The 19,234-nt window shown below is 70.6% G+C and carries 18 protein-coding genes; 6 read left to right on the forward strand and 12 right to left on the reverse strand.

From position 1 onward, the window contains the following. Positions 1-140: 140 nt before the first annotated feature. Positions 141-2,318 carry a SpoIIE family protein phosphatase gene (locus MKW14_RS04555; RefSeq protein WP_240859042.1) on the forward strand — a complete coding sequence of 726 codons (2,178 nt, stop codon included), beginning with the start codon at positions 141-143 and terminating at the stop codon, positions 2,316-2,318. 62 nt (positions 2,319-2,380) lie between these two features. Here MKW14_RS04555 and MKW14_RS04560 read toward each other — a convergent pair whose 3' ends face one another. The 3 genes from MKW14_RS04560 to MKW14_RS04570 form a co-directional block, all read right to left on the reverse strand. Then, entirely contained in the window at positions 2,381-3,565 is a 1,185-nt protein-coding gene (locus MKW14_RS04560) for a beta-ketoacyl-[acyl-carrier-protein] synthase family protein (RefSeq protein WP_240859043.1), read from the reverse strand. A 235-nt stretch (positions 3,566-3,800) separates the two neighbouring features. Next, the gene (locus MKW14_RS04565; RefSeq protein WP_240859044.1) at positions 3,801-4,079 is read right to left on the reverse strand and encodes a GlsB/YeaQ/YmgE family stress response membrane protein; all 279 of its coding nucleotides are present in this window, start codon (positions 4,077-4,079) and stop codon (positions 3,801-3,803) included. Positions 4,080-4,163: 84 nt separating this feature from the next. Then, on the reverse strand, positions 4,164-4,454 hold the full coding sequence (locus tag MKW14_RS04570) for a hypothetical protein (protein WP_240859045.1): 291 nt from the start codon (positions 4,452-4,454) through the stop codon (positions 4,164-4,166). Between the two features lie 148 nt (positions 4,455-4,602). On the opposite strand from MKW14_RS04570, the gene MKW14_RS04575 reads away from it, so the two are divergent. After that, positions 4,603-4,749 carry a hypothetical protein gene (locus MKW14_RS04575; RefSeq protein ID WP_240859047.1) on the forward strand — a complete coding sequence of 49 codons (147 nt, stop codon included), beginning with the start codon at positions 4,603-4,605 and terminating at the stop codon, positions 4,747-4,749. Between the two features lie 70 nt (positions 4,750-4,819). After that, a complete protein-coding gene (locus MKW14_RS04580) occupies positions 4,820-5,242 on the forward strand; it encodes an ATP-binding protein (RefSeq protein ID WP_240859049.1) in 423 nt (140 codons plus the stop codon). 81 nt (positions 5,243-5,323) lie between these two features. On the opposite strand, the gene MKW14_RS04585 is transcribed toward MKW14_RS04580, so the two are convergent. Beyond that, positions 5,324-8,674, reverse strand: coding sequence for a lectin (locus tag MKW14_RS04585; protein ID WP_240859051.1), 3,351 nt, complete (start codon positions 8,672-8,674; stop codon positions 5,324-5,326). A gap of 284 nt (positions 8,675-8,958) precedes the next feature. Then, complete coding sequence (locus MKW14_RS04590) at positions 8,959-9,342, reverse strand: winged helix-turn-helix transcriptional regulator (protein ID WP_240859052.1); 384 nt, start codon at positions 9,340-9,342, stop codon at positions 8,959-8,961. A 96-nt stretch (positions 9,343-9,438) separates the two neighbouring features. Here MKW14_RS04590 and MKW14_RS04595 point away from each other — a divergent pair, with 96 nt between their 5' ends. After that, on the forward strand, positions 9,439-10,266 hold the full coding sequence (locus tag MKW14_RS04595; RefSeq protein ID WP_240859054.1) for an NAD(P)H-binding protein: 828 nt from the start codon (positions 9,439-9,441) through the stop codon (positions 10,264-10,266). 434 nt (positions 10,267-10,700) lie between these two features. On the opposite strand, the gene MKW14_RS04600 is transcribed toward MKW14_RS04595, so the two are convergent. Together MKW14_RS04600 and MKW14_RS04605 are read right to left on the reverse strand one after the other, a co-directional pair. Continuing rightward, positions 10,701-11,024, reverse strand: coding sequence for a hypothetical protein (locus tag MKW14_RS04600; protein ID WP_240859056.1), 324 nt, complete (start codon positions 11,022-11,024; stop codon positions 10,701-10,703). Positions 11,025-11,094: 70 nt separating this feature from the next. Beyond that, a complete protein-coding gene (locus MKW14_RS04605; protein WP_240859058.1) occupies positions 11,095-11,844 on the reverse strand; it encodes a YhjD/YihY/BrkB family envelope integrity protein in 750 nt (249 codons plus the stop codon). 147 nt (positions 11,845-11,991) lie between these two features. Between MKW14_RS04605 and MKW14_RS04610 the strand changes: the two genes are divergently transcribed. Further along, a complete protein-coding gene (locus tag MKW14_RS04610) occupies positions 11,992-12,444 on the forward strand; it encodes an ester cyclase (RefSeq protein WP_240859060.1) in 453 nt (150 codons plus the stop codon). 82 nt (positions 12,445-12,526) lie between these two features. Here MKW14_RS04610 and MKW14_RS04615 read toward each other — a convergent pair whose 3' ends face one another. The 5 genes from MKW14_RS04615 to MKW14_RS04635 all read right to left on the reverse strand — a co-directional run bounded on the left by MKW14_RS04615 (position 12,527) and on the right by MKW14_RS04635 (position 18,131). After that, the gene (locus MKW14_RS04615) at positions 12,527-13,441 is read right to left on the reverse strand and encodes a hypothetical protein (RefSeq protein ID WP_240859066.1); all 915 of its coding nucleotides are present in this window, start codon (positions 13,439-13,441) and stop codon (positions 12,527-12,529) included. Between the two features lie 4 nt (positions 13,442-13,445). Then, entirely contained in the window at positions 13,446-14,504 is a 1,059-nt protein-coding gene (locus MKW14_RS04620) for a C40 family peptidase (protein ID WP_240859068.1), read from the reverse strand. Positions 14,505-14,779: 275 nt separating this feature from the next. Beyond that, complete coding sequence (locus MKW14_RS04625) at positions 14,780-16,273, reverse strand: hypothetical protein (protein WP_240859070.1); 1,494 nt, start codon at positions 16,271-16,273, stop codon at positions 14,780-14,782. A gap of 352 nt (positions 16,274-16,625) precedes the next feature. Then, positions 16,626-17,324, reverse strand: a complete 699-nt coding sequence (locus MKW14_RS04630) for an NAD(P)-dependent oxidoreductase (RefSeq protein WP_240859071.1) — start codon at positions 17,322-17,324, stop codon at positions 16,626-16,628. 63 nt (positions 17,325-17,387) lie between these two features. Then, positions 17,388-18,131, reverse strand: a complete 744-nt coding sequence (locus MKW14_RS04635) for a TetR/AcrR family transcriptional regulator (protein ID WP_240859072.1) — start codon at positions 18,129-18,131, stop codon at positions 17,388-17,390. A gap of 303 nt (positions 18,132-18,434) precedes the next feature. On the opposite strand from MKW14_RS04635, the gene MKW14_RS04640 reads away from it, so the two are divergent. Next, positions 18,435-19,097, forward strand: coding sequence for a Tat pathway signal sequence domain protein (locus tag MKW14_RS04640; protein WP_240859073.1), 663 nt, complete (start codon positions 18,435-18,437; stop codon positions 19,095-19,097). Positions 19,098-19,234: the final 137 nt, after the last annotated feature.

The raw sequence follows: 19,234 nt of genomic DNA on the forward strand, positions 1-19,234 counted from the left end.
GGAGACATCGGGCCCCTACGGTGAGAACGGCGTTGTGTGCTATCCAGGAGGTGTGCGGTAAGGGATCTCGGGGCTCGAACGCACGTACTCGGGAATTGCCTCTCCGGCGTGTGCCGGAGTCAGCGAGCTGAGTGAGCCTCATGGACCCCACATCCCCCTCTTCGCCGGATTCGCCGTTCGACGTGGTCAGCGGCGCCCTGGCGGACTACATCCCCCGAGCGGGAGCCACGGCGGCCCGGCGCCCCACCGGCTCCCGGAGCGCCCGTCGCGGCCAGGGGCCCGCGGGTGAGCGGCGGGAGGGCGGAGGTCAGGAACAGATCCTCGCGGTGGTCAACCTCGACCGGAATCTGACCATCACCAGCTGCAATCTGGATGCGACCCCTTTCGCCGGCGTCACCGCCGCGCCGGGCACTCCCTTCTCCGCGCTGCTGCCGCCCGAGGACATACCGACCGTCACCCAGAGGCTGCGCAACGTCATCGATACGCAGGAGGCACACGTCGCCCGGGTGCAGCGTCTGCGGCGGGACGACGGCACCGAGCTGGTGGTCTCGATGAGCATCCTGCCTGCCGCCGCGCCCCAGGGAGGGCTGACGGTCTCGCTGATCGCCATGGCCAGACGGCTGCATCTGTACGCCTCCGCCGCCGCGATCGGGACGTCCCTGGACATCGGCGAGACGGCGCAGTCCCTGGCCCAGTCCCTGCTGGCCTGGGGTGACGTGGCCGCCGTCGACTTCGATTTCGCCGTGTGGACGGGAGAGGCGGTCATCGAGCAGGCGCACGAGCGCATCCGGCTGCGGCGGGCGGCCCTGGCGCCGGACCGGGCCTGGCCCGAGGGCTATCTGACGCGCGGGGACAACCTTCCCCGCGAGGCGAGCCGTCTGCTGGTCGGCGCGGTGACGCGCGACGACGTGCCGCAGGCCATCGTCATTCCCGACCGCGCGGCGATCGAACGGGTGCTCGGCGATCCCCGGCTGGTGCGTGCTCTGGTGCCCGGCAACCTGCCCGCGAGCGTGGCGTGCATTCCGCTGGTGGTCAGAGGGCCGGAAGGCACTCCGGGACCCATCGTGCTGGGGGTGACGGAGGTCTGGCGGCGGCCGGAGCATCCCTTCCGTGACAGCGAGCTGCTCGACCTGCAGGAACTCGTGGCCAAGACCGCCCGGCACGTGGATCTGGCCCGCCAGCATCAGCGGGAGCACGCCCAGGTCCTGGCGTTGCAGCGGCGGCTGCTGCCGCGGACCGGCAGCGACACCATCGAGGTCGCCAGCGTCTACCAGCCCACCACCCCCGACAGCGCGGGCGTCGGCGGGGACTGGGTGAACAGCTTCCCGCTGCCGGGCGACCGTACCGCGCTGGTGGTCGGGGACGTGGTCGGGCACGGTCTGGGGGCCGCGGCCGCCATGGGCCAGCTGAGCATGGAGGCCCGCGCGCTGTTGTCGGCCGGGCTGGGCCCCGACGAGGTCCTGGAGCGTCTCGACGAGACGGTCACCCTCCTCGACGACACGGACGCGGGCCTGGCGGCCGGTTACAGCGCGCTCGGCTCGACGTGCTGCATCGCGGTCTACGATCCCGTCGACCACCGCGTCGTCATGTCCAACGCCGGGCATCTGCCCCCGATCCTCGTTCACCCGGACGGCTCAGCCACCACCCTCACGGCACAGCCCCACCCGGGACTGGGCGCCGAGTTCGCCGTGCGGGAGCCGTTCGACCTGCACGCGTTCGCCGCACCGCCCGGTTCGCTCCTCGCCCTCTACACCGACGGTCTGGTGGAGGACCCGGTGAGCCCCATCGACGAGGGCATCGGACGGCTGAAGGAAGCGGTGCGTGAGGTGCACCCCTGGGACGATCTGCAGCAGGCCGCGCGTCGCGTGGTCGCCCAGCTGGCCCCGCGGGGGCGTCTGCGTGACGACGTGACCCTGCTGCTCGCCCGTACGACCGGACGTCGCAGCCGGGACACGGCGACCTGGCGGCTGCCCGCCGCCGACGACACCGCCGCCCGCGCCCGCACGCTGGTCGCCGCCCTGCTGCGGCGATGGCACGTCGGCGCCCAGGGCCGGGACAGCACACTGCTGGTGATCAGCGAGCTGGTCACCAACGCCGTCGTCTTCGGCACCGGGCCCGTCACGGTACGGCTGGTCAAAGCCGGCCACCGGCTCACGTGCGAGGTCGGCGACGCGGGCAACGGCCGGCCGCGGCTGCGCCGCGGCGAGCTGCTCGGTGACGGCGGGCGCGGCCTGCACGTTGTCCACAAGCTCACCACGCGCTGGGGCGTGCGGTGGACCGACACCGGAAAGGCCGTCTGGGCGGAACTCGACGTGTAGGGCGGCCGCCGCGACGAGCCGGGCGGGTGTCGGGACGAGCCGGGCGGGTCAGACTCAGCGCCTCACAGCCACTCCCCCTCCACGGCCGTGGCGGTCAGTCCGGGCGCGGCCGCGTACAGCACGGTACGACTGCCGGGTTTCTGCCCGGCGTCGTACGCGCGCCGCAGGATGTCGAGTACGGCCGCGCCGCCGCGGTTGCCCGTGGTGTAGCCGGCCCGGCTGTGGGCCAGCAGTCCCCCGGGCCATCCGTCGGGCATCGTCTGTTCCATGTACTCCAGCACCCGCGTCCCGCCCGGATGGGCGAGCAGGAGATCGGGGTGCCACGGGTGCCGGTCGTCCTGGTGGCGTTCGCGCAGCCATGCCCACATCGCGGCGACCGTCTCCTGGACGGCACGCGGTCCACGGCGGTCCATGACGAAGTGGGTCCCGTCGGCCCGGGTGTCCAGGCGGTGCAGGTCCGTGGTCCCGGGCAGGGTGTGGTGCCAGGCCGCATCCAGCCGCAGGATCGATTCTGCTCTGGGGTGGCCGGTGACCACCGTGGCAACGGCCGTGTCCGCGAACAGCAGCCGGACGATGAGGGATTCCAGCGTGTCGTCGGCCGGCTGGTAGGTGGTGCTCAGCGCCTCCGATATCACCACCAGCACCACCCGGTCGGGGTCCGCGGCGACGAGATCGGCGGCCAGCGCCAGCGATCGGGTCCCGGCGATGCAGGCCCACTGGGTGGCCGGCAGCAGCAACACGTCCCTGCGCAGCGGGAGGCGGTTGAGCAACGACAGGTCGAGCCCCGGCAGGGCCGGCGTGGTGGAGTTGCTGGTGATCAGGCAGTCGACGTCGGCGGGTTCCAGTCCGGCGATCTCCAGGGCCTCGCGGGCCGCCCGCTCGCCGTAGTCCTGCACCGCCGCCCAGGCCGGTGCGGTGCGCTCCTGGACGGTCTGCTGCGCGGGTATCGCCTCCAGGGCGGCGATGACCCGGTTCACTTCCCGGTCGCTGAACCCGTCGCGGGCCAGTGCTTCACGGGCCGGCCCAACCCCCGGTGTCCGCAGGCCGCTTCCGCGGCTGGGCGCGGTGGCCCTCTCCAGCGGCAGCATCCATCCGCGGGAGGTGATCCCTGTGCTCGCGGCGATGCCGTCGATGCGCGACAGCCAGGGCGCGTGCGGATGTCGGCCGCGCACCTCAGCCAGGATCTGATCGGTCGCCACGGCGTGTTCGCCGTGCACCACAGCGGGAGGACACAGACAGGCGCTCATATACGCCCCTTTCTCCGCACATCTTCACAGCGTTGGGCAGCAAAACTCGCCCCGATCGTCAACCCGAGGGTCAAGACGCCGTGAGGGCACTCTACTTCGCCCCGGCGATCCATTGAACGTAAAAGCATCAAAGATGCCCAACTCTGGATCTCATGTCAAAAACGCGACAACTCCCGCCCTTTCGTCAAGGGAAGGAGCCGTCGCGCTGCGCCCGGACGCGGACGTCACCGGCGCGTCAGGCGTGACGGTGCGAATGCCGGTTGCCCGTGACGAGGCGGTAGAGGACCAGCAGGATCAGGGAGCCGACGATCGCGGCGACCCAGGTGGAGAGGTCGAAGAATCCGTCGATGGAGTCCACCCCGAAGATCACCTTGCCGAGCCAGCCGCCCAACAGGCCGCCCACGATGCCGATGAGCATGGTGACGATGACGCCCCCCGGGTCCTTGCCCGGCAACAGGGCCTTGGCAATGGCGCCGGCGAGCAGGCCGATGAGGATCCACGCGATGATGCCCACAGTGCGTCTCCACTTCGTCGCATGTAAAGGTTGTGTCAGCTCTCCGTGTGCACCGTCCACGTCTGAACAAACATCTCTCCCGCATCACGGTTCGTCAGTTCCCCGCAGCGGACCGGTCTCTGAGAAGGAGCCGCCGCGGGATGCCGGCTCGGCGGACTCCACACGCCGCAGCCACCAGCCGGCCGTCGCGAGAAGCCCGGTGAAGACCGCCAGCAGCAGCAAGGACGTCCACATCGGCCGGCTGCCGGGAGACACCCACCCGGTCCAGGCACTCGAAGCCGCCCACAGCATCACGCCCGCCGCGTAGAGGGTCCGCATGCGCCGCAACTGCCGGGCGACCGGCAAGGGGGTGAAGGACTCAGTGTGCATCGCCATGCGGCGCCCAGTACCCCGGCCGGCCCGCCCTGCACCTTGCGTCTCGCCCAGCGGTCCCGGCCGGGTCGCCGAGGGCCAGGGCTGACCGGCCTCGTCGGGGGTAACCGAGCCGACAGAAAGGGACAAGCCCCCCGCGGGAAGGAGCGTCATGCCCGGCATGATGGAGCGCATCAAACAGTTCGCCAGGAGCCCTCAGGGCCGACGCATGACCGAACAGGCACGGCGGGCCGCCGCCGATCCGCGCCGACGGGCCCAGGCGCAGCGCCTGCTGGGCAGGCTCCGTGGCCACCGTTGACCGGGTTCGGCGCGATCCCCTCCGGACGGACGTACATGGCGCACACCCCGAGGAAAGAGGGAGGGCAACGGTGGAAGGTTCCTCGCTGCGAGCAGTGGGCTGGGCCCGCTCGCTGCCCATGTCCAGCGAAGTGAAGGCCGCCCGGGACTGGGCACGCGATCACCTCAGGACCCTGGGGTGGACCGCCTCCGCCCCGGAGACGGTGGACGCCGTGCTGCTGACGGTCTCCGAGCTGGTCACCAACGCGCACGTGCACGCGCACAGCAACGCCCAGTTGGTCATGACCTGGGACGAACAGTGTCTGCACATCAGCGTTCATGACGGTTCCAGCGATCCGCCGACGCCCCGCAGCGCGAGCACCGAGCGCGTGGGCGGACGCGGCATGTTCCTCGTGGACGCCCTGGCCGACGAGTGGGAGTTCCGGCCCTGCCGTCACGGCAAGTCGGTCGTCGCCTGCTTTCGAGCGCCCACGGACACCGTCGACGAGCCGTGAGACGCGCCGGAAGCGCGCCCGGCCGGGCCGGTTCCCGGGTGTCCGGGAACCGGCTCGGCATGACGGGTATCGGCGGTGCCCCTACTGTCCGAAGCCGTAGGCGAACAGGTGGTCGGTGCCCGTCGAACCCGTCACCGGCAGCGTGATCGACGCCACCTGCTTCGACGGATCCAGCGCGACCTTCGTGGCGAAGACGTAGGTCTTCACACCGTCCCGGCCTCCGCTGCCGGTGTCGCGGTAGGCCGTCGTGACGGCCGTGGTGTCTCCCGCGATCGGCTTGCTGGAGCCGCCGTTGAGCGTCCAGTCGGAGAAGCCGACCGTCGCCTTCGACGAGGTGCCGTCGGTGTAGGTGACGGTCACGGTGCCGGAGACACCGTCGGTCGGCGCGTTGGTCGCCGCGCCCAGCAGACCCAGCGAGGCACCTGACGTACCGGCGGGCATCGGGATGGTCTGTCCGGCCATCTCCAGGTTGTCCAGCTGACCGGAGGCCACCGTCGGCCAGGTGTAGGAGATGCCGTCGACGGTGAGGGTCGAGCCGCTCGTGACGCCGGCCGCCGACAGCGCGTTCTGGGAGTACGCCCAGCCGCCGTTGTCGAAGCCGCCCGAGAAGGTGGCCCCGTCGGGATAGACGCCCTCGTTGGTGTTGTACGGCCACAGCGCGCCGGCCTTGGCGACGGCCACGCGGAGGGTCGCCCCGCCCACCGTCGCGCCGGTGCCGTGGTCGGTCAGCGCGAAGGTGACCGGGTAGGTCCCCTCGCTCGTGCCCGCCGTCACATGGACCTTTGTCTCGGCGCTGCCCGCGGCGGGCACGGTCAGTGAACCGGACACCGGGTCCGCGGTGACGCCGGTGGGCGCCGTCGCCTTCCAGTCGACCGTGACGGCCTGGCTGCCGAGGTTGGTCAGATCCAGCGTGGCGTCACCGGACGCGCCGGGCTGGAGCACCAGGCCGTCGCTGGAGGGGCCGGTCGCGGCGAGCACCCGGTTGCCGCCCGTGGTGTCCGACGGCGGTGCCGCCGACGGGTCGGAGGCCCAGGAGGTGTTGGGCTGGGTGCCGAGCGTGAAGTCGAGGCTGCCCGCTCCCTTGAACTGTCCGTACGTCAGCCAGGCGTTCTTCCATGCCTTGCCCTTGACGTTCAGGGACTGCACGTAGGGCGCGTTCGGCGCGGCCTGCGGTGCGTTGATCCGCACGGTCCTGCCGCCCGCGAGGGTCGCCTGGGCCACCGGGAAGACCGGGCTGCCGAGGGCCAGGGTGTCCGTGCCCGGGGTCTCGGGGTACATGCCGAGCTCGGACCAGACGTACCAGGAGCTCATGGCGCCGAGGTCGTCGTTGCCGAAGGAGCCGACGGGGGCGTTGAAGTACAGATCCTGCTGGGCCTGGCGGACGGCCGCCTGCGTCTTCCACGGCTGGCCCGTGTAGTCGTACTCCCAGGGGATCTCCACGCTGGGCTCGTTGCTGAGGTCGGCGTCGGTGTTGCCGGGGTTGGTGATGTTGTCGAGCAGGCTGTCCAGGTAGGACGAGTACGCCTGGGCGCCGCCGCGTGCCTGGATGAGCTGCTTGAGGTTGAAGGGGACCATCGGCGTGTACTGGGCGGACGTGCCCTCCACGAAGCCGTTGGAGGTGCCGGGGGTGAAGCCGCCCGCGAACTGGCCGTCCTTGTTCTTCGCCTGCACGTAGCCGGTCTGCGGGTTGAAGACGTTCATCCAGTCCTGGGCGCGGGTGGCGAACTTCGTGTAGACGTCCGTCTTGCCCAGGGACTTGGCGAACGCGGCCAGCGCGTAGTCGGCCGAGTCGTACTCCAGCTGCGTGGAGACCGGGCCGTAGAAGTTGCAGCAGCCGTAGTCGTTCTCGTCCAGCGGGAGATAGCCCTTGGCGTCCCGTACCGACTCCCCCGGGCGGTCGTTGTTGGGGACGGTGGCCTCGTGCTGGAGGGCGGCGAGGGCTTTGCTCGTGTCGAAGTCCGTGGCGCCGAACGCGTACGCGTCGGTGATGATGCCGGCGGCCGGGTCACCGACCATCACATAGCTCTCGCCGTTGTTCGAGGCCCACTTGGGCAGCAGCCCCGTCTGGTCGTAGCCGTTCAGCATCGAGGTGACGACGTCGCTGGCGACCTTGGGCTCGACCATCGCCATCAGCTGGGTCTGGGAGCGGTAGGTGTCCCAGCCGGAGTAGTTGGCGTACTGGGCCTGCAGGCCCTTGGCCAGCTTGTGGATCTGGTTGTCCATGCCCATGTACTGGCCGTTGGCGTCCGAGAAGACGTTCGGATGCAGCAGCGCGTGATAGAGCGCGGTGTAGAACTGCGTCTGCTGGTCGGAGGTGCCGCCGCCGATCTGAAGCTTGTTCAGCACGGTGTTCCAGGCCTTGTGGTTGGCCTGTTCGACGGTGTCGAGGTTCCAGGTCCTGATCTCGGAGGAGAGGTTGGACGCCGCGTTGGCGTCACTCGTGTACGAGATGCCGACCTTGGCGTTCACCGTGGGGTTGGCGGAGGTGTCGAAGGTGAGGTACATGCCGTTCGCGCCCGTGGTGGGGGGCTGGGCGGCGTCGGCCGTGGCCGAGGAGCGCGGGGCGGTGCCGGCACTGGGCGTCGGGGACGGCGTGCCGGACGTCTTGGCGGTGCTCCCGTGCAGGGTGGGGGCGGGCCTCGCCGGGACGGTGAAGTGCTTCTCCTTCAGCGGTGCGGTCCTGGCCGCCTGCGGGGCCTGCCGGACCTTGCCCGCCTTGAGCGACTTCGCGTCGGGGTTGATGGTGCCGCCGACCCAGGTGCCGCTCTCGGTGAACGGCTGGTCGAACTTGATGTCGAAGTGCAGCGTGTACCTGTTGTCGGCGCCGCAGAAGTGACCGCTGTCGATCGCGCCGCTGATCTCCTTGTCGCTCACCACCTGGACGCGGGTTCCGTCCACCTGGGTGGCACCGCCGCTGAGCTTGAACAGCAGGTTCGCCTGCCGGCCGGCCGGGAAGGTGAAGCGGCCCAGGCCGGCCCGGGTGGTGTCGGTCAGTTCGGTCTTGACGCCGCTCGCGTCGGTGACGCGGTAGTAGCCGATGCCCGCCTGCTCGTCGCTGTGGCTGAAGCCGACGGAGGTGTCGCCCAGGCTGCCCGACAGAGCGCCGGTCACCGGCAGGATCGGCAGGTCGCCCGCGACGGGGCAGCCGGGGCCGGAGACATGGGTGAGGCTGTAGCCGGAGATCTTGCTGTCGTTGTACTCGTAGCCGCCGCCGTCAGGGCGGTGGGGCGTCGTGTCGGGGCCCCACTGCACCATGCCGGCCGGCATGTCGGGGCCGGGGAAGGTGTCCACGGCACCGGACGTGCCGATCAGGGGGTTGACCAGGGACGCGGGATCCTTCACGAAGGCCGGCGTCGCGGTGCTCGCGGCCTGGGCGCTCTCCAGGGCCGTGAGCGGGAGGGCCGCCATGCCCAGGACACAGAGAACCGCCATCCGTTGGCGGAGTCTTCTTCGGTCGCGTGGTGCAGCTGAACGTCGGGGTCTCACCATCGGTTGCCTCCGCAGCAGTTCGTGCTCGCACATCGATCGCCGGCGCCGCGAGGGCGCGGCGCCGGCGACAGGCAACGTTCCGGTCACCCGGCCTGACAACGTTGCCATTCACGAGTGTCGAGTGAAACGCCTGCGCTTGCGGCATGTCAACGAGGCCAACACGACTTTCTGAGTCAGGAGTTGGCAAATACCTTGGTGAAAAAGCCGGACGACGCCCCGGCCTGCGCTTACCGCCTGGCGTCGTAGGCCCGGCGGGCCCGCTCGACGTGGTCCAGGTTGGGCGACCACTCGGCGAGGGTCGCGAACAACGGCGCCAGGCTGCGGCCGAGTTCGGAGATCTCGTACTCCACCCGGGGCGGTACCTCGGCGTGATAGGTCCTCAGGACGAGCCCGTCGCGCTCCAGTTGCCGCAGCCGCTGGGTGAGCACCTTGGGCGAGATGGTGGCGATCCGGCGTTCCAGCTCCACGAACCGCTGCCGGCCGTACTCGTTGAGGGTCCACAGGATCGGGGTGGTCCACCGGCTGAAGACCAGGTCGACCACCGGCGCGATCGGACACGCGCTGTTCGGCGAGACCTCCGCCCGGCCTTGTCCCGTTGTGCTCTCGGTCACATCCGCCCCCTCGACCCAATACTTTCCTCTAGGTACCTACTGACTTCGCGATAGTAGCGTCGCCGTGCACCTCAAGGACTCGGAACGGGAGAGAACATGATCGTGGTGACCGGCGCAACGGGTAATGTCGGACGGCCACTTGTGCGGGCCCTCGCCGCGGCGGGTGAGCGGGTGACGGCGGTGTCCCGCCGGATCCCGCCCGCACCTCTGCCGGACGGGGTACGGCATCATCAGGCGGACCTGACCGAGCCGCGGAACCTCAAGCCCGCCCTCGACGGAGCCAAGACACTGTTCCTGCTCACCTCCGGCGACTTCATGGCGGCCGACGGCGACCTCGGCGGTGTCCTGACTGCCGTGCACGACGGTGGCGTTCAGCGGATCGTCCTGCTGTCCTCGCAGGCCGTGGGCACGGGAGAACTTCCCTCCGAAATGGAGGACGCCGTCCGGCAGTCGGGCCTGGAGTGGACCGTCCTGCGGCCGGGGAGCTTCCACTCCAACACCCTGCAGTGGGCGGAGGCGGTGCGCGGGCGGCGGACGGTGACGGCGCCGTTCGGGGATGTCGCGCTGCCGACCGTCGACCCGGGCGACATCGCCTCGGTCGCCGCCGTCGCGCTGCGCGATGCCACGCACGCGGGCAGGGTCTACGAGCTGACCGGACCGGCGGCGATCTCGCCCCGCGAGCAAGCCGCCGCGATCGGGGACGCGTTGGGCGAGCCCGTGCGCTTCGTCGAGCAGAGCCGGGCGGAGGCCAGGGCGGCGATGGTGCGGTTCATGCCCGAACCCGTCGTGGAACGCACCCTCGACATCCTCGGCGCACCCTCAGCGGCACTGCGCCGGGTCAGCCCGGACGTCGAGCGGCTCCTGGGCCGCCCGCCCCGGACCTTCGCCCAGTGGGCGGCCGGCACCATCGCGGCCTTCCGGTGATGCGGCCCGCGAGTTGACCGCCGGCGTGCATGAGGTCGGCCGTGCCGGGCAACCGGGTGGCATGGCCTTGCCGCACCGTTCCCCCGTGGTGCGGCAGGGCCCTTCTCCGGTTCAGCGCATACGCGGCTCAGCCCGCGCCCGCCTTCCGCCTTGTCACCGGACCCGCTTCGGACGCTTCGTCGGGGAGGGCCTCGGCCACGCTGTCACCTTCTTCCGGGCCGTGCTTTTCGCGGCAGCGAATGCGGCGCGAGGAATGAGGCCGCCGCACACACCGCTGTTGCACCTGATCACGCGTGTCACACGCACCTCGTCTGCGATCGCAACGAAGATGACCGCGGTGTGAAGATCCGTCGTCCCCGCGATGTCTTCCGAGGTGGTTCTCGGCGGCGAGAACCCAAGGCCCCGGGGCGGCCGACGGCTCGGCCGGTCAGCGCTCAGCCGTCGGAGTCGATGCCCGTGACGGCTGCCGGACCCAGCGGGGCGCTGCCCTCGTCCAGGCCCACGGCGTTCAGGGCGGACTCCGCGTAACGGCGGGCCGCCCGTTCGGCCTCGGGAGCGCTGTCCGCGTCGATCCTGAGCCGGACGGTGAAAGTGCCGTCGTCGTTGACGGTGAGGGCGTCGAGATCCTCCTCGTTCCCCATATGGGTCTGGTGCGGGTCCACCGGCCGCAGGGCCCGGGCCAGCTCGCTCTGTGTCTCCGTCTCCTGGCCTGCTGCGCCGGTGAACGTCCCCGGCACCGAGATGACGTACGTCGTCATGGCGTTCCTCCCTCGGTCCCCCCTCGACTACCCCGGTTCACGGCCAAGATCCCGGCCGGTTCAGAGCGGTTCAGAGCGGTTCCTTGTGGCCCATGGGCGGTGGCGGGGGTTCACCGAAACGGACGGAGATCTTCTCGAATCCCTTGAACGACTCGGCGTTCGCGTAGAACCGGTAGGCGCGCAGGTCACCGGCCGCTAGGTGGACGTGGTCGGTGAAGGGCGTCATCAGACTGCGCGGCCACAGCCGCAGATGTCGCACGGCGATGACCTCCGCCGTGGCCAGGTAGACGACCGCGGCCAGGTAGATCCAGGCGAGCAGTCCGAGGACGATCCCGAACATGCCGTACGTGGCCGTGGCACCCCGCAGCACATGCCCGATGTAGTACGAGCCTCCCCACTGCAGGGCCTGCCAGGCGCAGGCCGCTGCCAGAGCCGGGCCGCGCAGCGAGCGCAGCGGCAGTCGGCGCCGGGTCATGAGACGGAAGCTCAGCAGGAGCAGCGCGGCGTCGACGACGATGCCCGCCACGCTGACGGCGACACGCAGGCCGATCGCCGGACCGGTGCCGAAGGCGCCGGTCGCGGATTCCGCGGCCGACAGCGCCGTGGTCACGCCGAGTCCGGCCGCGAGCAGCAGGAGGAAGTACAGGCCTCTCAGGCGCGAGCGCAGCGGGTCGGGCCGGGCGTGGCGCGGCACCGCGAAGAGCTTGTTCAGGGCGTGCTGGACGGCTTGGGAGTCGAAGAACTTGTACACGACCGCGAGCGGCATGCCCGCCCGTCGGTGGCGTCGCTGATATCGGTCCAGTCGGGCCAGGACGTCCATGTGCCCTCCCACCCCCGTCGTGGGCGGCCCGCCCCTCGGCGGACACCCCAGCATTCGCGTGCCCCGTCCGGTCGCCTTGTCACACCCTGGGCGGCTGTCTCGTCGTAGTGCCGGGACACCGTCCGACCCAGTGCGAAGGAGACAGCCATGCCGGTGACCGGGACAGAGAACAACAGGGCACTGCTCGACCGATTCCACGTGGCGGTCAACAGCCACGACCCGGGCACGATCGCCCAGGCCATCGACGAGTTCGTCGCGCCCGACGTGGACTTCCACACACCGGTGCCGATGGACGTGACGGGGGCGCAGGCCCTGAAGCGGGTGTGGGAGGTGCTTCTATGCGCGTATCCCGACATCCACGTGGCGCTGGAGGAGACGGTCGCGCAGGGCGACAAGGTCGTCGCCCGGAACACGGTGACCGGGACCCACCTCGGCCCCTATCAGGGCCTGGCGCCCACCGGCAGGACCGTCACCTACAGCGAGATCTTCATCTTCCGCTTCGCCGGCGGACGCATCGCCGAGATCCGGGGCGTGGTCGACGTCCTCACGCAGCTTCGGCAACTCGGCGCCGCAACCGCACCGAGCTCACCGGGTCGCTGACCTCGCCCCGCCGTCGGCCCGGCGGGCCGACGGCGTCCGGTTCACCTGGCACGCGTGTCACCAACGTCCCGGGAGAACACATCTAGGGCGAGGACTCCGGGGACCGGCCGGCCCGGCGGGTGAAACGCCGTAGGCCCCGTCGCGTGGGCTTGAGGGGCTTGTCCTCGGGGGCGAGCGGTCCCCGGGCCGCGGTCAGGGCCGGGGCCGAGGCCGGGGGCGGAACGGACTGGCTGCCTCGTTCGAGCCGGCTCCGCACCGCCTGTGCCATGGCCTGGTGGGACGGTTCGAGCAGCAGCCCCTCGGCGGACAGCCTCTCCCACATGTGGAGCAGTTCCTGCCCCCGGGTGGCCACCTGACGGTCGTCATCCAGCCGTTGCCAGGCCGCTGTGGCGCGGGCCACCTCGGGCGCCGCCCGGTTGAGGTCGGTGCGGCAGCGGATGCGGGCGACGGTCAGTGCCAGGACGGTGGAGAGCATGTAGTCGCCCCGCAGATAGGCGAGGTAGGCCTCGATCGCCCGTGCCTCCAGCGAGAGGTCGTCCTCCGCTCCCCTGCGCAGCGTGAGGTGCTCCCGCAGCGCCCTGGCGAGGACGTACGCCGCGTGCATCTCCTCGCGCTGCGCGTGCTGGATGATCCGCTCGACCCGGGCCAGCGGGGGGAACGCCTCCTCCTCCGCGGCGGTGCGCTCGCGCCCCGGCGGCAGGTCCTCCTCGTCGCCGATGGTCCGGCTCGAGCCGTCGGGGTACACCCGAAGACGTGCCACCTGTTGCACGGTGCGGTCGATGACCGTGGCCGCCACCGGGGCCCCCAGTGTGCGGGCGAACATGGCGATGGCGTCGAGGATCGCCTCGTTGGGCTGTCGGGTGCCGGCCATCTCCAGCAGATGGCCGTTGACCACCGTCGACCCGTCCTCGGCCACATAGGCGTCGAGACGGATCAGCGGGGGTGCGCCGAGCGCGGGCAGGTTTCCCTGGTCACGGGGTGTAGGTGAGTGGGACATCCGCTCAGGCTCCGGGGCGCACGACACCGAGGACGGGCATGGACGCGGCCGGCGCGGTCGTGACCGTGCGTCCGGGCCGCGGGGCGTGGACGATCTGCCCGCCCCCGATGTACATGCCCACGTGGGTGGCGTCGCTGAAGTAGATGATCAGGTCTCCGGGGCGCGCGGACGAGAGGCTGACCCGGGTCAGTCCCTGCCACTGCGCCTGCGAGGTACGGGGTATGGGGTGCCCGGCGGCCGCCCACGCCGTGGAGGTCAGTCCCGAGCAGTCGTACGAGGACGGGCCGACGGCGCCCCACACGTACGGTTTGCCGATCTGCGCCATCGCGAAGTCGACCGCCTTCGCGGCCGCTCCCGTCGCCCTGGTCCTGCCGCCGGAGGCATCGGGGCCCGTCCACTCGGACTTGGCCTTCTGCGTCTCCTCCTTCTCCAACTGGGCGAGTCTGCGGGTCTGTTCCTTCTTCAGTCCCGCCTCGATCCGCTCGGCCGCGGCGATCTTCTCCTCGATCTTCCGCTGGGCGGCGGCCTGGTCGGCGCGGCTGTGCTTCAGCTCCCGCAGTTTCCGCGCGGCGGCGTCGGTCTGCCGGGTCAACTCGGCTCGGGCGGTTTCCTGGCTCTCGGAGACGTTGACCAGGTTCCGCATGGCCTGGCGGGCCTGGGACGCCTCGTCCAGGGCCCGGTCGGGGTGGTCGCCGAGCAGGAGCTGGATGCCCGTGGCGTCCAGGTCTCCCCCGCGGTACTGGGTCCGGGCGGCCGCGCCGGCGAGGTCGTGCAGATCGTCGACCCGGCTCTCCGTGCGGGCCAGGTTTCTGCGGAGCGAGGTCAGCCGCTTCGCCTGCTCGGTGGCCTTCTGGTCGGCGGTGTTGTAGGCCTCGGTGGCCACCTCCGCCGCGCGGTAGAGGGCGTTCAGTTCGGTGTGGATGTCCTCGATCGACTTGTCGTTCTGGGGGTCGGGTTCATTCGGGGCCGCGTAACTCGGGCTCGGTAACAGGGTGATCGCACAGACGAGGGCCGCTGACACGGCCCGGCTCCGCAGCTGTCTGCCGCCGGTCGACACGTTCATCAACTCCATGTTCAGAGGTCGCGTGCAGGCGGCTCAGACGGACGACACGCCCTTCGCGATCCCCAACCCGGGTCCCGCGCGGGGCCGTTCGAGCCTCGAACACATTACCTTCCTCCGAAACACCGGCCTCGTGGATCCCCGGCGTGTCAGCCCGCCCCCTGGCGAGAACGCGTCGAGCCGCCGTACCGGCAGGTGACCGGTATCGACGGCTCTTCGCGCACTGCGGTTCCCGGGGGAAACCCCCGGCACCCTGTGCGGGAACGGCGACCGTACAACTATTGAACGTTCACCGATGAAGATGGCGTCACGGAGGTGAGCGAAGTGCTCGGGGGCGTCGAACTCGGCGGAGACGAGCTGTCGTTGGCGGTGGGTGTCGGTGAGGAGGTGGGAGTGTTCGTGACCGGTGTCGCCGGGGCCTGGCTCGCCGAAGGTGACGCGGTGCTCGGTGCCACGGTCGGGGACGCACTGTTCGCGGGACTGGACGACGGCGGCGTCTGGCCGAGCGGCACGAGCACGGCGTCGGTCACCAGACCGCCCGCGTCCGTCGTGAGACCGACGGGGTTCGCGACGCCGAGGAGCCGGTCGCAGCCGAGGTTGGTGAAGGACTGGTTCGCCCGTGAGGCCAGGAATCCGAACAGGTTGGGGGCCGTTGCGGGGTCGGGTGAGGGCGCGTTGGTGAAGAACGCCTTGTCCTTGAAGACACGCTGGACTCCGGCGGCGTCGCCGAAGAGGGTGCTGCAGAAGGCCTTTCCGTCTCCGCCGTGGCCGGGGCCGACCGGGGGCATGTCGACGCCGGCGCGGTAGAGGTCGGTCTTGCGGACGCTGGTGCGGTCGTCGACGAGGGTCATGGGGTCGTTCTGCGGGACGAGCGCGATCGGGGCCCGCTGACGGGCCGCGGCGGACAGCTCGTCCAGGGGCAGGGCCGAGGAGGCCTGGCCGTCGCTGGACTGGTTGGGCGCGGTGAAGGGGGTGCAGCCCAGAGCCGGGTCGATGAAGTGGGTCAGCAGGAGGTTGTCGCTGCCGTTGGTCAGGTCCGTGAACGACGCGCCGCCCGAGCCCGCGTTGCCGTGCGCGGCCTTGCGCAGGGCCGCCCTGCTCGCGGCGTTGTTCTGGGCTATGCGGCCCTGTGCGTCGGCGAGGTAGTGGGTGACCACGTTGTCGCTTCCGTCCTGGTCCACGACCGAGAAGTCCCGGGTGGTCGGACAGGGCCGCCCGTCCCTGGCGGTCCCGAGCGCGGGGACTGCGAGGTGTTTCTTGGCGGTCTGGGCGTTGGCGGCGCGGAAGAAGGCGGGGGCGTTGCAGTAGGCGAACTGGCCGAAGACGGATCCGGGCACGCCGTTGACGCACCTGCCCTCGGCGAGGCTGCCGCCGCTCGACTTGAGGGTGAGCTGGTCGCCGTTGAAGCCGAACCACACGCCGACCGTCGATCCCTTCGGCACGGTGGGCCGGACGGTGGGTGCGGCCGGCTTCGTTCCCTTGTCGATCACCAGCGGGTCATAGACGGTCAGTTTGCCGCTTCTGGTCACGATGGCCGCTTCGACGAACGCCGCCTGGTCGGGATTGGCCTCGTGGCAGGGGCCCTTGCCGGGGTCCGTGGCGACGAGCTTGTAGGGCGTGGCCAGGCCTCGGGCGGTGAGCGGGTGGCTGGGCACCACCAGCGTGCAGTTCGGATCGGGCGCGGCGTCCTGCGCCGGCTGTGCGGCCGTCTTCGTATCGGCCTGTGCCTGCTGGTGGTGGCCGGCGCCCGCGGCGAACACCGATCCGGCCACGACGGCCAGGATCACCGGCCCCCCGATGACGGCGAGCGACCACTTCGACCGGGCTCGACGTCTGGCGTGATCACGCCGTGCGGTATGCGGTGACTGTATCGGGTTCCTCGAAGGCACAGGCCTGCTCCTTGCGTTCCGGATCGGGCGCCAGAGACGTTAACAGCGGCCTTCTGGACAACTCACAGCACTTTGCCAACGAAATTCCTGGTCATAATGATCAGCAAGTATTCGACTGCGGCTTGATTGCATCAGTGAGTAAGGAGGTTGAGCCCGTGCCACCGGGGGCTTTCATGAGCGACGCGAAGTGGGAAAGCGCACAAAATTTGCAGGCGCATACTTTCGTTGCCCGGATTCATTTCCCGCCGCCGAACGCCTCCTTCCTGATCACCTCGAAAATGCCGGGAACGCCTTCCGTGGTGCGGACATCGACGAATGCGCGCGGATGAAGGTCACCGGTCGCCTCACGCAGGAGCGCGTCGCCCAGGTCCGCGCGTGAGGTGAACCGGCCGGGCAGGCGGGAGGTGGCGACCCGGTAGTCGCTGACGGTTTCCGCGTCGAAGAGGCCCGCAGGCCTCAGGACCGTCCAGGTGCGGTCGCTGTCGCACACGATCCGCTCCATGCGCCGCATGTCGTCGTACACCGTGCGTCCGACGGTGCGCGCGATGAGGGGTTCGAGCACCGTGCGAAAGAAGAAGGTCTCGCCGGGCGCGGGCACGTCGAAGAGCACGGTCGAGCTCACGCAGACCAGGCGCCGGACGCCGTGCTTCGTCATGGCCCGGGTGATGTGGGTGATGCCGTCCGAGTACACGCTGACCGGACCACGGGTGTACGGCGTCCCGAGCACCGAGATCACCGCCTCCTGCCCCTCGACCGACCGTTCGACGGCGACGGGGTCGAGCACGTCCGCGCCGAGGACCCGCACGGACGGATGACGCAGCGGGAAGTCCGCGGGGTGCCGGGTGACCGCGGTGACGGTGTGCCCTTCGGTGAGCGCTCGCCCGGTCACCTGCCGGCCGGTCGGTCCGTTCGCGCCGAATACGACGATATTCACGTTCGTTCCCCTTTCCTCTCACCTGAGAGGAGTTCGGGGCGGCGAATGTGACGTCCCGGCGGGTCAGGTTTCCGGAGCGAGGCAGGACGGACGGGGGCCGGCCGTCGGGGGCGGGTCGGCGAGGCAGGCGGCGGCGCGTTCCGGGCCGACGAAGGGGGCCAGGACGGAGTACGTCAGACCGGGCAGCAGGGCGGGCAGTTCGGCGGTCCGGCCGGCCGCGATCCGCCGGTATATCGCGGAGTACACCCCGCCGACGACCATGTCGATCAACTCCTCGGCGGGCACTGGGAGTTCGAGCTCGGGCAGGTCGGTGAAGAAGTACCGGAAGCGGGCCAGCAGCGCCTCGCGCGCCTCCCGGCCGGCGGGGCCGACCGCGTCGATCTCCACGATGGCCATGGCGGCGAAGGCCGGCGCCTGAGCCAGGATCCCGAGCAGCGCGCCGAGCCCGGCGCGTACCCGGTTGGGCCAGTCCGCGCCCTGGGCGTGCGCCTCCTCCATGGCGGAGAAGACCAGGGAGGTGCCGTGGTGGTGGGCGGCGAGGAAGGCGTCCTCCTTGCCCTTGAACAGCTCGTAGAAGACCGGCCGGGTCACGCCCGCCGCCGTACAGATGTCGCTGACCCGCGTGCGGGCGTAGCCGACCTGGGCGACGGTGCGGACGAAACCGTCCAGGAGCCGGTCACGCTGGTTGGCGGCGACCACCTCGGGCGCGGCACGACGCGGCCCCCGCCGCAGCGAGCGCTCGGGGTCGCGTCCCGTGCGGGTACCGGGCAGCACCAGCGCGGGCGGCACCGACGGCGCTTCTGCCATGCCACCACGTCCTTCCTCGCGAACTTCCGTGCAGCGCCTTGACGTTGAATACCCGTCAGGTTTACAACCTTCACAGGTTTTCCACTCGCGCGGACCTGCGGTGCAGACCGCTGGAGCCGTCAGTCTCACGCACCCGCAAGGCCGCAACAAGAGCCCCGGCATCCCGTACGCCGGGTCAGCACCCGCACCGGTCCGCCGTTCCCTCCCTCCGGGAGCGGCCGTGCGCGGGTCGTCGCCTCCACATCCCCTTGGCGGAGGCGACGGCCCGCTCTCTTCGCCACCCCCCGTACCAGAGGACCTGCCATGCGCAGACACACCGTCGTCGCCATAGCCGCCACCGCCGCCCTCGCGGGCCTGACGTTCCTCCCGGCCACCGCCGCCTCCGCGGACAGCGCCGTGCTCACCTACGGCAGCGCGGGCGGCAACGCCGTCGCCGTCGGCGATGTCATCACCGGCTCACTGGCCGGCGGCACCAAGGCCTCCCTCGCCACCAGCAACGGCGGCAGCTCCGGCATCACCTGCACCGGCTCGACGCTCTCCGCCACCGTGACCGACAACCCGGCCGCCCCGGGCACCGCCACCGAGTCCGCGACGGCCCAGACCTTCACCGGCTGCACCAGCAACGTCTTCGGCGTCACCGGGGTGCGCAGCATCACCGTCAACGGCCTGCCCTACACCACCTCCGCCGCCTCCGACGGCAGCGTCACCGTGTCCCCGGCCGCGGGCGGCAGCATCCAGACCACCGTGGTCCTCTCCACCCTGCTGGGCTCCGTCACCTGCGTCTACCAGGCCCCCAGCCTCTCCGCGGTGAGCTCCAACGACTCCAACAGCCTGACCTTCACCAACCAGGCCTTCACCAAGGTCTCCGGTTCCGGGCTGTGCAACGCCAACGGCTACTTCTCGGCCTCCTACGCCCCCCTGGTCGACAGCAGCGTCAGCGGCTCCCCCGCCGTCTACACCAACTGACCGAGGTCGAGGGCGCTCGCCGGTCCTGGCCGGCGGGCCCCCTCACCCGCCAACCCTGGGCGCCGTAGTCGCGAAGTCCATCACGACCTCCGTCGTGCCGCACCGGGGGCCCGGGAAACCGTCCCGGGCCCCCGGCA

Source organism: Streptomyces gilvus, assembly GCF_022513565.1.
Taxonomy (GTDB): Bacteria; Actinomycetota; Actinomycetes; order Streptomycetales; family Streptomycetaceae; genus Streptomyces; species Streptomyces gilvus.

Coding starts and splice junctions, on each gene's coding strand:
- MKW14_RS04555 (WP_240859042.1), top strand. CDS start 141: ATGGACCCCACATCCCCCTCTTCGCCGGATTCGCCGTTCGACGTGGTC.
- MKW14_RS04560 (WP_240859043.1), bottom strand. CDS start 3,565: ATGAGCGCCTGTCTGTGTCCTCCCGCTGTGGTGCACGGCGAACACGCC.
- MKW14_RS04570 (WP_240859045.1), bottom strand. CDS start 4,454: ATGGCGATGCACACTGAGTCCTTCACCCCCTTGCCGGTCGCCCGGCAG.
- MKW14_RS04575 (WP_240859047.1), top strand. CDS start 4,603: ATGCCCGGCATGATGGAGCGCATCAAACAGTTCGCCAGGAGCCCTCAG.
- MKW14_RS04585 (WP_240859051.1), bottom strand. CDS start 8,674: ATGGCGGTTCTCTGTGTCCTGGGCATGGCGGCCCTCCCGCTCACGGCC.
- MKW14_RS04595 (WP_240859054.1), top strand. CDS start 9,439: ATGATCGTGGTGACCGGCGCAACGGGTAATGTCGGACGGCCACTTGTG.
- MKW14_RS04600 (WP_240859056.1), bottom strand. CDS start 11,024: ATGACGACGTACGTCATCTCGGTGCCGGGGACGTTCACCGGCGCAGCA.
- MKW14_RS04605 (WP_240859058.1), bottom strand. CDS start 11,844: ATGGACGTCCTGGCCCGACTGGACCGATATCAGCGACGCCACCGACGG.
- MKW14_RS04610 (WP_240859060.1), top strand. CDS start 11,992: ATGCCGGTGACCGGGACAGAGAACAACAGGGCACTGCTCGACCGATTC.
- MKW14_RS04615 (WP_240859066.1), bottom strand. CDS start 13,441: ATGTCCCACTCACCTACACCCCGTGACCAGGGAAACCTGCCCGCGCTC.
- MKW14_RS04620 (WP_240859068.1), bottom strand. CDS start 14,504: ATGAACGTGTCGACCGGCGGCAGACAGCTGCGGAGCCGGGCCGTGTCA.
- MKW14_RS04635 (WP_240859072.1), bottom strand. CDS start 18,131: ATGGCAGAAGCGCCGTCGGTGCCGCCCGCGCTGGTGCTGCCCGGTACC.
- MKW14_RS04640 (WP_240859073.1), top strand. CDS start 18,435: ATGCGCAGACACACCGTCGTCGCCATAGCCGCCACCGCCGCCCTCGCG.